Here is a 12,693-nt window from a genome sequence, read left to right as displayed (position 1 = left end):
GAACTTGGCTGCTGTACCTTCTTGAATCCATTCATTCATGCCGCATGAGCAATAAAATGAAGTATTTACTACTGGTTGTGATGCTTACATGCACATTTTCTGCCAGAGCAGGGATGGATCCCAAAGTCTTGAAACAGACCATTATCGCCCGTCTTGGGGTCTCTGTTTATCTGGTGGAACAGACCCCCATTCCCGGGCTCTATATGTTGGGCACTTCGCAAGGAGTGCTCTACAGCGATGCCAAGGGGAACTATGTTGTGCAGGGGGTCATGCTGGATATGACTCATAACATGAAGAACCTTACCGTCTCGGGTATGCGCGAGCAGCGTCGGTTGGGCTTGTCCCAGGTGACCCATCCACCTGTCGTGCTCAAGGCCAGGAATGAGCGCCATCGGGTTGCGCTCTTTTTCGGTGAACAGGATGCCGCTCGTCGTCAACTGTCTGGCACGTTGCAACATCTGCAAACATCCGGTGTGAGCGTCGAGCTCTACCCTGTGATTGAACATGCCGGACAGGCTTCCCACTGGTGCAAGGATCCCCTGCTGCAGAATGATCCCTTCAAAGCCTATTTGCCTCAAAAGGAATGTAGTGAGACCCTTATCGAGAATATTGGCCTGAGCCAGTGGTTGGGGGTCAAGGTACTGCCTGCCTGGGTCTCCTCTGATGGAGATCTGGTACGTGGCTACCAGAGCCCTGAACAACTGCTCAAGATACTGGATCACATCAATGCCCCTGCAAATCCGTCGTCGTCCGCGAGTTGATGATTCCCATCTCCCCGCTAACCTGCACCCCCTGCTTCGTCAAATCTTCGCCAGCCGTGGCGTAGAGGATCCTGCCCTGCTCGAGCGCAGCGCCAGCCAGTTGCTGCCGCCCCAGCGCCTCTATGGGATGGGGCGTGCGGTGCCGCTGCTGGCGGAGGCTCTGACCGCTCAGAAACGGATCCTTATTGTCGGTGACTTCGACTGCGACGGCGCCACCAGCTCGGCGCTGTGTGTGCTGGCCCTGCGCGCCATGGGCGGTCGCCACATCGATTTTCTGGTGCCCAATCGCTTCGAGTTCGGCTATGGACTGACTCCCGAGATCGTCGAGCTGGCGGTGGCGCGCGGCGCCGAGTTCCTGATCACGGTAGACAATGGCATCTCCAGCATCGCCGGGGTGGCGGCTGCCAAGGCGGCCGGCATGCAGGTACTGGTTACCGATCACCATTTGCCGGGTCAGGAGCTGCCTGACGCTGATGCCATCGTCAACCCGAACCAGCATGGTTGCGATTTCCCCTCCAAGTCGCTGGCCGGGGTGGGGGTAGCCTTCTACCTGATGGCGGCCCTCAACACTCATCTGCGTCAGCTCGGCTGGTACGAACGGCAAGGGCTGCGCGCCCCCAATGTGGCGGATTACCTCGATCTGGTGGCCCTCGGCACGGTTGCCGACGTGGTGGCGCTCGATGGCAACAACCGCATTCTGGTCCATCAGGGGTTGCAGCGGATCCGGGCCGGGCGCTGTCGCCCCGGCATTCAGGCGCTGGTGGATGTGTCGGGCCGCGATGGTCGTCGCCTCACCGCCGCCGACCTCGGTTTTGCACTGGGGCCACGCCTCAATGCGGTAGGGCGCCTCGATGACATGTCCCTCGGGGTCGCCTGTCTGCTCTGCGATGATCTCAATCTGGCGCGCCAGCTTGCGGCCGAGATGGATAGCCTCAATCAGGAGCGCAAGGAGATCGAGCAGGGGATGCAGCAGGAGGCGCTTGCCACCCTGGAGCAGATCCGGTTTCGCGATGGCGAGGTGCCCTCTGGCATAGTGCTGCACCGGGACGAGTGGCATCAGGGGGTGGTGGGGCTGGTGGCCTCCAAGGTGAAGGAGAAGTACTACCGCCCGGTCATCGCCTTTGCCGAGAGCAGTGAGACCGAACTGAAGGGCTCCGGCCGCTCCATTCCCGGGGTGCACCTGCGCGATGCGCTGGAACTGCTCGATACCCGCCATCCGGGCCTGATGGGCAAGTTTGGCGGCCACGCCATGGCGGCGGGGCTGACCCTGCCCAAGGCCAATATCGAGGCTTTTAGCCGCGCCTTTGAGGCGGTCATCGGCGAGCTGGTGACCCCCGAGCTGCTGACCGGAGTGCTGCTCACCGACGGCGAGTTGTTGCCGGATGAGCTCAACCTCGAGCTGGCGGAGCTGATTCGCGCCTCCGGCCCCTGGGGTCAGGCCTTCCCCGAGCCACTGTTTGACGGCGAGTTCGTGCTGGTGCAGCAGCGGCTGGTGGGGGAGAAGCACCTCAAGATGATGCTGACAACCGATTCTGGTCACGCGGTGGATGCCATCGCCTTTGGCGTCGATCTCAAGCGCTGGCCCGATGCCTCGGTCAAACGGGTGCGGCTTGTCTACCGGCTCGATGTCAACGAGTGGCGCGGCAACCGCAGCGTGCAGCTGCTGGTGGAACATCTGGAGGCAGCCGGTCTCTGAGCCGGGAGCATTGCTGCTTTGTCGCTGACATCGCTGACAACGGCCACCCTCGGGTGGCCGTTTTACTGTGGGCCAGGGGGACTCTACCGCTTTGTTATGTTGGTATTTAATTGCTGGCTTTCTGAGTGAGATGGTTTTTTTGTATCGCTTTACGTCATTCAATGCGGTTAAAAATTCAAGAAAAAGAGGTGTTGTGATACATTCATCCCTGCATCATTTTGTTGTTTGAACGGGACTGACTCTTTGCTGCCTTCTGGTCGACTGTCGACCTGGACGATTGCCCTCGCTATCGCCAGCCTGCTGTGGTTTGCCGCTTTCGCTGCGGTAGGGGTCACTGCAACACCTCATCAGGCGTCGGTCAGGCAGAAGGTCTCGATGCAGTTGCATGAGCAATCCGATCCGGGATTGGTCAACAGTGTCGGCCTCCCCCCAACCTCCCAATGGCGACTCGGCTTCGAGCTGGGGCGGCGGCTCGAAGGGGCCACTCATCCCGAGCGCTATCAGATGGTGCTGGCCTGGTTCCAGCACGATATCCTCGGCCTGCTCTGCGGTCTGCTACTGGTTCTCCCTCTTCTCTATGTCAGGCAGCTCCCCGGCTACTTCGGTTATCTGCACCGACGGCTACTGCGCTGTCGCCACCTGCAATATCGTTTCTGTCACGGCGACTAGCTCACCCTGCTGGCGGGCGCCCATCCACCTTTTCACTCGGTTTGTAACGCTCCTGATTGACTGACGGGCAGGCTTGCACCTGTTGCCTGCGCTATATCGTCCGGTGTTGCGTCCGCGCTTCCTGTTGCTTCGTCCATGCTGCTGGCCATCGGCCAGAGGCAGACTTTTCTTTGCGCAAACATCTGGTGAGCACACCCTATGGACTACTACTTCAACCTGTTTATTCACTCGATCTTTGTCGAGAACCTCGCCCTGGCCTTCTTTCTGGGGATGTGTACCTTTCTGGCCGTCTCGAAGAACATCAACACCGCTTTCGGCCTCGGCATGACGATCCTGGTGGTGATGGTGATCGCCATTCCTCTCAACAACCTGATCTACCGCCATATCTTGCGGGCAGGCAGTACCTTTTTCGGTGAATTCGATCTGGGCTTTCTCGATTACATCATTTACATCGGGGTGCTGGCGGCGCTGGTGCAGGTGATGGAAATGGTGCTCGACAAGTACGTTCCGGCGCTCTATCAGGCGCTCGGCATCTATCTGCCGCTGTTGACGGTGCACTGTGCCATCTTCGGAGGGGTGATGTTTATGGCGCAGCGGGATTATGGTTTCATCGAGTCGCTAGTCTACAGCGCAGGCTCCGGACTTGGCTGGCTGCTGGCCATTGTCGCCATGGCCGGGCTGCGCCAGAAGCTGAAGTACGCCGATGTGCCCGAGGGGCTGCGGGGCATTGGTATCACTTTTATCGTGGCGGGGCTGATGTCCCTTGGCTTTATGTCCTTCTCCGGCATATCGATCTGATGAGGAGATGAAAAAACGAGGCGCCTGTGGGCGCCTCGCTGTTTATCGGAGATTGCGGGTGGTCGTTACAGCTCGCGGGCCCAGGGGTGTGCCTTGGGGCGCAGCGCCAGCGCCAGACCCAGCAGCAGCACGGTCAGGCCGTAGAGGGGCCAGGTGCCAAAGCGCATGTAGGGAGTCTCGCCGTGGGCGGGACGCACCTCGCTGCGCAGCACACCCGCTTCAAACTGCGGGATCTGGCCGATGATGCTGCCGTCAATCTCGGTAACAATAGTGATGCCGGTGTTGGTGTCGCGCAGCAGCGGACGAGCCAGCTCCAGCGCGCGCATCCGGGCGATCTCCATATGTTGCCAGGGGCCGATGCTGGTGCCGAACCAGGCATCGTTGGAGACGGTCAGCAGGAAGTCAGTATCGGCATTGACGTTGCGGCGCACCTCCTCCGGGAAGATGATCTCGTAGCAGATGGCGGCGGCGAACTTGAGCCCCTTGGCGATCAGATTTGGCTGCACTTCATCGCCCCGGCTGAAAGAGGACATCGGCAGATTGAAGAAGGGGGCGATGGGACGCAGCAGATCTTCAAATGGCACGAACTCGCCGATGGGCAGCAGGTGGTACTTGTTGTAACGGTTGGGGTGCCCGTAGAAGTAGGACTCCTTGCCATCCGCATCCTGTACCCCCATGCCGAGCACGGTATTGAAGAAGCGTCGTTGCTCGAAATCATAGTGAATAATCCCCGCCAGCAGACCGGTGTTGTTCACCTTCATCGCTTTGTCGAGGCTCTCCAGATAGGGGCCCATCTCCTTCTCGATGGCCGGGATGGCCGACTCCGGCCAGACGATGATATCGGCATCCTGATTCTCGCGGCTGAGATCCTGATATTTGCGCACCGTCGGCACCAGCGCCTCCGGATCCCACTTGAGGGACTGGGCGATATTGCCTTGCACCAGTGCTACCTTGACCGGCTCGCCACGGGTGACCCAGCTGAGCTGCATCAGACCGTGGGCACCGGCTACCAGCAGAGCGGGCACTGCCAGCCAGAGCGGGGAGCGGGATTTCCACACCAGCCAGATGGCGGAGGCAGAGAGCAACAGGGCGAGGGTGATGCCCTGCACCCCGAAAATGGGAGCAAAGCCCCTGAGCGGGCCGTCGATCTGGCTGTAGCCAAACCAGAGCCAGGGGAAGCCTGTCATCACCCAGCCACGCAGCCAGTCCGCCAGCAGCCAGAGTGCCGGAAAGGCGAGCAGCCAGCGGCTCCAGTGACGGCTGCCAAAGAAGCGGGCGAAAACCCAGCAGGCGAGCGTCGGGTAGAGCGCCAGATAGGCGGATAGACCGGCCAGCAGTATAAAAGCGACCGGCAGCGGGATGCCGCCAAATTCGGTCATGCTGACGTGGATCCACCACAGGCCTGGTAAAAAGAGCCCCATGGCATAGCCAAAACCGCGCCAGGCGGCCTGCTTTGGCGTGGCTTTGTCCAGCAGGGCATAGAGGCCAAGCAGGGAGGGGAGCACCAGCGGCCAGTAGCCGAAGGGGGAGAAGGCCAGCACGGCGATGGCGCCAGAGGCCAATGCACTGAGGCTTAACAGAATTTTGGAAGTAACAGGGGATAATCTCACGGGCGATGGTGCTCGTCTTGGTGTGCAACTGGGGTCGAATGGCCGGTATCTTACCCCGTACGGCGGTTAACGGCGAGCCTCGCGCCATCCGGATAGCACAACGCCCCGCAGGCGGGGCGTTGTCAAAAGATCGCTGGCAGTTTACTGGGGTTCAGATTGTGCCACGACATGGTTCTCCGGGATCTTCACCTGCAACTGCTGCAGACGACGCCGGTCGGCATGCATCACCTTGAACAGGTAGCCATCCAGCTCAATCTCCTCGCCCTTTTTGGGCAGATGACTGAAGGCGTGCATCACCAGACCACCCACAGTATCCACCTCTTCATCGCTGAACTGGGTGCCGAAGAAGTCGTTGAAATCCTCGATCTCGGTAAGGGCACTGACCGAGAAGACCCGTTTGCTGATGCGGCGGATCTCGTCCGGCTCATCCTCGATGTCATCGAATTCGTCATCTATCTCGCCGACGATAAGCTCGAGAATGTCTTCAATGGTCACCAGACCGGAGACGCCACCAAATTCGTCGACCACGATGGCCATGTGGTAGCGCTCTTCACGGAACTCCTTGAGCAGACGGTCAACCCGTTTGCTCTCGGGCACGATCACCGTGGGGCGCAAGATTTTCTCGAGCTGCAGCGGCTCGCTGGCGTGATGGCCGCCAAACCCGAAGGGAAGCAGATCCTTGGCGAGCAGAATGCCCTCCACATGATCCTTGTCTTCGTTGATCACCGGGAAGCGGGAGTGACCGGACTCGATGATCACCGGCAGAATCGCATCCACCGGTTGGGACTTCTCGATGGTCACCATCTGGGAGCGGGGGATCATGATGTCTCGCACGCGAAGATCGGCGATCTCCAGCACCCCCTCGATCATGTCCTTGGTGTCCTGATCGATGAGGTCGCGCTCCTCGGCATCGGCTATCACGTCTACCAAATCGTTGCGGTCTTTTGGCTCGCCCTGGAAGAGTTGGCTGAGTTTGTCGAGCCAGGTTTTCTTCGGCGAGCCGGTACTAGGGTGATCGTCGGTCATTTTCTCTCTTGGTTACTCGCTTAAACACACTTGAAATTGTTCGGGTTATATAAGGATGGCCATCTGCTGTTTCAAGTCGATGACCATCCGGCGTTTTACTCTTCGTCGTTCAGATAGGGATCGGCAAAACCGAGCTCCTGCATGATGTCGCGCTCAAGCGCTTCCATCTCTTCGGCTTCCTCATCCTCGATATGGTCATAACCTAGCAGATGCAGACTGCCGTGCACAACCATGTGGGCCCAGTGGGCCATGACGGGCTTGCCCTGCTCTTGGGCCTCACGCTCCACCACCTGACGGCAGATCACCAGATCGCCCAGCAGCGGCAGCTCCAGACCGGGTGGCGCCTCGAACGGGAAGGAGAGCACGTTGGTGGGCTTGTCCTTGCCGCGATAGGTGAGGTTGAGCTCGTTGCTCTCCGCCTCGTCGACGATGCGCACCGTCACTTCAGCCTCTTGCTGGAAGCCGAGAATGGTGCCGTCGAGCCAGCCTTGCAGCTGGGCCTCGCTTGGCAGGCCTTCGATGCTGGCACTGGCCAGTTGCAGATCCAGGGTTACGCTCATTGCTCGCTCTCTTTGCCGATGCTCTCTTTCCCAAAAATGGGGGCTGCTTTTTCCGCTGCCTGTTTGGCATCGAATGCCTCGTAAGCCTGCACGATACGGGCCACCACCGGGTGGCGAACCACGTCTTTGGACTCGAAGAAGTTGAACGACAGACCATCGACCCCTGGCAGTACTTCCAGCGCATGGCGCAGGCCGGATTTGGCATTGCGCGGCAGGTCTACCTGGGTGATGTCACCGGTGACCACCGCCTTGGAGTTGAAGCCGATGCGGGTGAGGAACATCTTCATCTGCTCGGTGGTGGTGTTCTGGGCCTCATCGAGAATGATAAAGGCGTCATTGAGGGTTCTTCCGCGCATATAGGCGAGCGGTGCCACTTCGATGATGTTGCGCTCCATCAGTTTCTCGACCCGCTCAAAGCCCAGCATTTCAAACAGGGCGTCGTATAGCGGGCGCAGGTAAGGGTCGACCTTTTGGGAGAGATCGCCGGGCAGGAAACCAAGCTTCTCGCCCGCTTCCACCGCTGGACGGGTCAGCAGAATGCGGCGAATTTCCTGACGCTCCAGGGCATCCACTGCCGCCGCCACCGCCAGATAGGTCTTGCCTGTTCCTGCAGGGCCTATGCCGAAACAGATATCGTGGCGCACGATGTTGGCGATGTACTGGGCCTGATTGGGGCTGCGTGGCTTGATGAGACCGCGCTTGGTCTTGACTGTCACCTCTTTGCCATAGGGGATGCTCGGCGCCGGTTCCTCATCCTGTTCCAGCACCCGAGACTCCTGAATGGCCAGATGGACCATGTCGGGGGTGATGTCGGTCACCTTGCCGCCTTTGAGGGGCTGGGTTTCCACATAGAGGTGCTTGAGGATAACGGCAGCGGCATCCAGTTGGGCTGGTTTGCCCACCAGCTGGAAGTGGTTGTCACGGTAGCTGATCTCGACGCCGAGGCGGCGCTCCAGCTGCTTGATGTTGTCATCGAACGGACCGCACAGACTGGCGAGACGCTGGTTGTCGGCAGGATCCAGATGCAGATTCAGGGTCGAGATGTGTCGGCTCACAATATCCTCGTATCGGGGCGCTCCCCATCCGCCAAGCGGATAGGGAGGGAAAATTAATGGGGAGTGAAGGCAGCTACACCCAGCTCGTCCGGCACATTGTCCGGGCGACGGGCCAGGATCTCGCTCGGGGCGGTGGCGATGCGCAGGTTCATCTCGTTCTCGCCGCGGATGAATTTGCCGCGCAGGGAGTTGGGACGTACTTCGGTGATCTCCACGTCGGCAAAGCCGCCGATCAGGGTGTGCGGACCTTCGAAGTTGACCACCCGGTTGTTCTCGGTGCGGCCGCACAACTGCATCGGGTCGAGCTTGGAGGGCCCTTCCACCAGAATACGCTGGGTAGTGCCCAGCATAGCGCGGCCAATCTGCATCGCCTGGTTGTTGATGACGTGCTGCAGGCGGCTCAGACGGGCTTTCTTCACCTCCATGTCGACGTCATCGGGCAGGTCGGCGGCAGGGGTTCCGGGGCGTGGGCTATAGATGAAGCTGAAGCTCATGTCGAAGTTGATCTCTTCGATGAGTTTCATGGTTGCCTCGAAATCCTCATCCGTCTCGTTCGGGAAGCCGACGATGAAGTCCGAACTGATGGTGATGTCGGGACGGGCGGCGCGCAGGCGACGGATCTTGGACTTGTACTCCAGCACGGTGTGCGGGCGCTTCATCATGGTAAGAATGCGGTCGGAGCCGCTCTGCACCGGCAGGTGAAGGAAGCTGACCACTTCCGGGGTGTCCTTGTAGACCTCGATGATGTCGTCGGTGAACTCGATGGGGTGACTGGTGGTGTAGCGAATGCGATCGATGCCGTCGATGGCGGCCACCAGCCGCAGAAGCTCGGCGAAGGTGCAGATGCCACCGTCGAAGGTCGAGCCCCGGTAGGCGTTGACGTTCTGGCCGAGCAGGTTTACTTCGCGTACGCCCTGTTGGGCTAGCTGGGCGATCTCATAGAGCACGTCGTCCAGCGGTCGGCTTACCTCCTCGCCGCGGGTGTAGGGCACCACGCAGAAGGAGCAGTATTTGGAACAGCCTTCCATGATGGAAACGAAGGCGGTCGCCCCTTCGGCGCGCGGCTCGGGCAGGCTGTCAAACTTCTCGATTTCGGGGAAGGCGACGTCAACCTGGGCGCCGCGCCCTTCCTGTACCTGCTTGATCATGGTGGGCAGGCGATGCAGGGTTTGCGGGCCGAACACGATGTCCACATAGGGGGCACGAGTGCGGATGTTGTCCCCCTCCTGGGAGGCGACGCAGCCGCCCACGCCGATCACCAGACCGGGTTTGTTTGCCTTGAGCTTTTTCCAGCGACCCAGCTGGTGAAACACCTTCTCCTGCGCTTTTTCGCGGATGGAGCAGGTATTGAGCAGCAAAACGTCTGCCTCTTCGGGCTCTTCGGTAAGCGTGTAGCCATTGCTGGCATCCAACAGGTCGGCCATTTTGGACGAGTCGTACTCGTTCATCTGGCAACCCCAGGTTTTAATGTGAAGTTTTTTGCTCATTGCTTCTCTTGACTTGTTTTGAATGCGGCATGGTCAAAGGACCGCGCATTTTACTCCGCAATCGTGAGACTGCCTAGCGAATATCCAATTTGCCCCCTTTTCCCAGAGGGGTGATTGCATGCGGGGAAAATCGGCTTTCTCCTTGATTTGACGCAGCAATTCTCAAATCCCTTCACTGTTTATCCCGTTCCCTTGCGCTATCATGCAGCCATCCGGTTCACGTCCGGGCGCTGTCGCCGGACGCACCCTTTCAGGAATCAATCTATGGAACAGTGTGATATCGCCATCGTCGGCGCCGGTATGGTGGGCGCAGCTACCGCCAGCCTGCTGGCGGCCCAAGGCCTCTCTGTGCGGGTCATCGAGACGCAACTACCAGAGCAATACGCGCCAGAGCAGCCGCTGGATCTGCGGGTTTCCGCCATCAGTCAGGCTTCGGTGGCGCTGCTGGAGCAGGCTGGAGCCTGGCAACATCTGCAGCAGATGCGGCTCTGCCCCTATCGCCGGCTGGAGACCTGGGAGCTGGACGGTTTTGCCACCCGCTTCAATTCCGCCGATCTTGGCCTGCCCCAGCTTGGCTACATCATCGAAAACCGGCTGGTGCAGCTCGCCCTGCTCAAGCGGATGGAGGATTTTCCCACCATCCAGACCCACACTCCGGCGGTGGTGACCAGCCTGCGCCAGGATGCGGATGAAGCTGTGTTGACTCTGGATGATGGCACCGAGCTGGCCGCCCGCTGGGTGCTGGCTTGCGACGGTGCCGAATCCCATACCCGCAAGCTGGCGGGTATTGGCGTATCGCGCTTCGAGTATCGCCAGCACTGCATGCTGATCAATATCGACACCGACTTCGCGCAGGAAGATATCACCTGGCAGCAGTTCACCCCGAGTGGTCCGCGTGCCTTCCTGCCGCTGCCCGGCCAGCACGGCTCTCTGGTGTGGTATGACTGCCCGGCCCGTATCCGGGCGCTGGTTGCCATCAGCAACGAAGGGCTTGCCGCCGAGGTGCGCCGCCACTTCCCGAGCCGGCTCGGCGGGTTTACCGTCACCGGCAAGGGGAGCTTCCCGCTGGTGCGCCGTCACGCCAACGACTATCACGCCGGTCGGGTGGTGCTGCTCGGCGATGCCGCCCACACCATCAACCCGCTGGCGGGGCAGGGGGTCAACCTCGGCTTCAAGGATGTAGCCTGCTGGGTCGATCTGCTGCAAGGGGCTGGCGCTGACTGGCATCAGCTGGCGCTGGCCGAGCGTTACGAGCGGCGCCGTCGTCCCGACAACCTGTTGATGCAGTCGGGGATGGATCTCTTCTATGGGGTTTTCAGCAACGAGATTGGCCCTCTCAAGCTGGCCCGCAATCTGGTCCTCAATCTGGCGGACAAGGCAGGCCCGCTCAAGGAGATGGCGCTACGCTATGCGCTGGGGCTGGTTTGACCGGTTGGAACCAGATATCACGGGCTGAATTTGCGAAGGAGCAAAGGTGATGAACAAGGCACTGCTGGTGATCGATTTTATCAACGATATTGCCCATCCCGACGGGCGCATCGCCGCCTCGGCGGCCCATGTGCTGGAGCAGGATGCCATTGGCCACGCCAATCAGGCGCTGGCCCATGCCCGTGCCCACGGTTGGCTGGTGGTGCTGATCAAGGTGGGCTTCGACGACGGCTATCAGCTGCAACCCAAGGGGTCTCCCATGTTTGGTCGAGCTAACCAGCTGGGGGCGCTCTCCCTGGCTGACAGTGGCACCGATTTTCACCCGGAGCTGGATGTGCAGCCCGGCGATCTGGTGCTGGTCAAGCCCAGAGTGAGCCCCTTCTATGGCACGGCGCTGGAGCCTGCGCTGCGGGCCAACCACATCAATCACCTCTATCTATGCGGGGTGAGCACCAGCTGGGCCATTCAGGCGGCGGCACGGGATGGCCATGACAGGGACTACGCCATCACCATTCTGGAGGATGCCTGCGCCGCCGCCGATGCCACCGAACACCACTCCTCGCTGCGGATGCTGGGTCGCATCGCCGAGATCATCAAGGTTGCCCAGCTGGCCTGAAGCCCACCGCAGGCTGCGCCCGATCACCGTTTTGAGATTTAATTTGCTGCTCCCTGTCGGGCCGCAGTGCTTTTGGGCAACATGATGATTGGGCAAGAGAGTGCTCACATGGATAACAACAGGGATGAACAGATGCGTTATCAGGGACGGATCGCGAGCTGGAACGAGGCGCGCGGCTTTGGATTTATTACGCCGGAACAAAATGGCGATGAGCAGGCATCTCATGGCGTGCGTGGTGGGCTCTTTGTGCATATCACTGCGCTGCAATCTGATGGCCGCTTGCCCGAGCCGGGAGAGCGGGTCACTTATCTGATCGGCATTGGTCAGGATGGCAAGCCGCGGGCGCTGCAGGTTTTTTTCCCCGATCGCCCGCTCACGTTGGCTGATGCAGGGCTGTCGGCCGCGTCATTTTCTGCATCATCATCATCAGCAGCAAGGTCAGCAACACCATCGGCAACTCCATCATGGCGGGCGGCAAGCCAGCCGCCACGATCCACTGCGACCAGAGAGCGACGTAAGCCCTATCGGCGCCGCAAGAGCAGTTGGCGCGGCAAACTTATTCCCCTGCTGGTGCTCGCTGGCCTTTTTTCTATCTACTCACGCTTCTCGGCCGAGTCGATTGCGCCCTTGCCGGTCTCCTCTTTCAATCAGGAGGAGGCCAGCACCACGGTCAGCAGGCCACAGGCAACCACATTTATTCGTCAGTGTGATGGCCGGCAGCATTGTTCCCAGATGACATCCTGCGAGGAGGCGACTTGGTTTTTGCAACATTGCCCGAACACCAAAATGGACGGAGAGGGCGATGGCATCCCCTGTGAAGATCAGTGGTGTGGGCATTAAATGTTACTTATCAGTCAAATACATTCATAACGTGCTTTTGCTATCTGGTTCGGGGTTATTGGCCTGAAACCTTGCCGGATGGTGTGCATGATGAAATTTGGTCTCAGTTGGCCAAGTGGAAATTGGGTGCTTTACTCTATCTGCTGA

General features: G+C 59.9%; 12 protein-coding genes. 7 read left to right on the top strand and 5 right to left on the bottom strand.

Features of this window, described 5'->3' with window-relative positions; translation table 11 throughout:
- Window positions 1-113: 113 nt before the first annotated feature.
- The 4 genes from G5149_RS09320 (at window position 114) to nqrE (ending at window position 3,924) form a co-directional block, all read left to right on the top strand.
- A complete protein-coding gene (locus G5149_RS09320) occupies window positions 114-761 on the top strand; it encodes a disulfide isomerase DsbC N-terminal domain-containing protein (protein ID WP_421212320.1) in 648 nt (215 codons plus the stop codon).
- Complete coding sequence (recJ, locus tag G5149_RS09315) at window positions 727-2,457, top strand: single-stranded-DNA-specific exonuclease RecJ (RefSeq protein ID WP_421212319.1); 1,731 nt, start codon at window positions 727-729, stop codon at window positions 2,455-2,457. Before G5149_RS09320 ends, recJ begins: the two co-directional genes overlap by 35 nt.
- A gap of 243 nt (window positions 2,458-2,700) precedes the next feature.
- The gene (locus G5149_RS09310; RefSeq protein ID WP_236348389.1) at window positions 2,701-3,126 is read left to right on the top strand and encodes a hypothetical protein; all 426 of its coding nucleotides are present in this window, start codon (window positions 2,701-2,703) and stop codon (window positions 3,124-3,126) included.
- A 198-nt stretch (window positions 3,127-3,324) separates the two neighbouring features.
- A complete protein-coding gene (gene nqrE / locus G5149_RS09305) occupies window positions 3,325-3,924 on the top strand; it encodes an NADH:ubiquinone reductase (Na(+)-transporting) subunit E (protein WP_421212318.1) in 600 nt (199 codons plus the stop codon).
- A 65-nt stretch (window positions 3,925-3,989) separates the two neighbouring features.
- Here nqrE and lnt read toward each other — a convergent pair whose 3' ends face one another.
- The 5 genes from lnt to miaB all read right to left on the bottom strand — a co-directional run bounded on the left by lnt (window position 3,990) and on the right by miaB (window position 9,662).
- A complete protein-coding gene (gene lnt / locus G5149_RS09300; protein ID WP_421212317.1) occupies window positions 3,990-5,534 on the bottom strand; it encodes an apolipoprotein N-acyltransferase in 1,545 nt (514 codons plus the stop codon).
- A 141-nt stretch (window positions 5,535-5,675) separates the two neighbouring features.
- On the bottom strand, window positions 5,676-6,560 hold the full coding sequence (corC, locus tag G5149_RS09295; RefSeq protein ID WP_421212316.1) for a CNNM family magnesium/cobalt transport protein CorC: 885 nt from the start codon (window positions 6,558-6,560) through the stop codon (window positions 5,676-5,678).
- A 95-nt stretch (window positions 6,561-6,655) separates the two neighbouring features.
- Entirely contained in the window at window positions 6,656-7,120 is a 465-nt protein-coding gene (ybeY, locus tag G5149_RS09290; protein ID WP_421212315.1) for an rRNA maturation RNase YbeY, read from the bottom strand.
- Complete coding sequence (locus G5149_RS09285; protein WP_216978184.1) at window positions 7,117-8,175, bottom strand: PhoH family protein; 1,059 nt, start codon at window positions 8,173-8,175, stop codon at window positions 7,117-7,119. The genes ybeY and G5149_RS09285 overlap by 4 nt, the downstream gene beginning before the upstream one ends.
- A gap of 53 nt (window positions 8,176-8,228) precedes the next feature.
- Window positions 8,229-9,662 (bottom strand): tRNA (N6-isopentenyl adenosine(37)-C2)-methylthiotransferase MiaB, encoded by a 1,434-nt coding sequence (miaB, locus tag G5149_RS09280; protein ID WP_005348044.1) that lies wholly within the window; start codon window positions 9,660-9,662, stop codon window positions 8,229-8,231.
- A 264-nt stretch (window positions 9,663-9,926) separates the two neighbouring features.
- On the opposite strand from miaB, the gene G5149_RS09275 reads away from it, so the two are divergent.
- The 3 genes from G5149_RS09275 (at window position 9,927) to G5149_RS09265 (ending at window position 12,546) form a co-directional block, all read left to right on the top strand.
- Window positions 9,927-11,090, top strand: coding sequence for an FAD-dependent monooxygenase (locus G5149_RS09275; RefSeq protein WP_421212314.1), 1,164 nt, complete (start codon window positions 9,927-9,929; stop codon window positions 11,088-11,090).
- Window positions 11,091-11,139: 49 nt separating this feature from the next.
- Window positions 11,140-11,706 (top strand): cysteine hydrolase family protein, encoded by a 567-nt coding sequence (locus G5149_RS09270; RefSeq protein WP_216978186.1) that lies wholly within the window; start codon window positions 11,140-11,142, stop codon window positions 11,704-11,706.
- A gap of 132 nt (window positions 11,707-11,838) precedes the next feature.
- The gene (locus G5149_RS09265) at window positions 11,839-12,546 is read left to right on the top strand and encodes an excalibur calcium-binding domain-containing protein (RefSeq protein WP_421212333.1); all 708 of its coding nucleotides are present in this window, start codon (window positions 11,839-11,841) and stop codon (window positions 12,544-12,546) included.
- Window positions 12,547-12,693 lie beyond the last annotated feature (147 nt).

The organism is Aeromonas sp. 600479 (assembly GCF_049175515.1).
Classification (GTDB): Bacteria; Pseudomonadota; Gammaproteobacteria; order Enterobacterales; family Aeromonadaceae; genus Aeromonas; species Aeromonas veronii_A.
The sequence above is the reverse complement of the archived record's forward strand: the minus strand, read 5'-3'. Positions and strand labels throughout refer to the sequence as shown.

Coding starts and splice junctions, on each gene's coding strand:
- G5149_RS09320 (WP_421212320.1), top strand. CDS start 114: ATGGATCCCAAAGTCTTGAAACAGACCATTATCGCCCGTCTTGGGGTC.
- G5149_RS09270 (WP_216978186.1), top strand. CDS start 11,140: ATGAACAAGGCACTGCTGGTGATCGATTTTATCAACGATATTGCCCAT.
- recJ (WP_421212319.1), top strand. CDS start 727: ATGCCCCTGCAAATCCGTCGTCGTCCGCGAGTTGATGATTCCCATCTC.
- G5149_RS09265 (WP_421212333.1), top strand. CDS start 11,839: ATGCGTTATCAGGGACGGATCGCGAGCTGGAACGAGGCGCGCGGCTTT.
- nqrE (WP_421212318.1), top strand. CDS start 3,325: ATGGACTACTACTTCAACCTGTTTATTCACTCGATCTTTGTCGAGAAC.
- G5149_RS09275 (WP_421212314.1), top strand. CDS start 9,927: ATGGAACAGTGTGATATCGCCATCGTCGGCGCCGGTATGGTGGGCGCA.
- ybeY (WP_421212315.1), bottom strand. CDS start 7,120: ATGAGCGTAACCCTGGATCTGCAACTGGCCAGTGCCAGCATCGAAGGC.
- miaB (WP_005348044.1), bottom strand. CDS start 9,662: ATGAGCAAAAAACTTCACATTAAAACCTGGGGTTGCCAGATGAACGAG.
- corC (WP_421212316.1), bottom strand. CDS start 6,560: ATGACCGACGATCACCCTAGTACCGGCTCGCCGAAGAAAACCTGGCTC.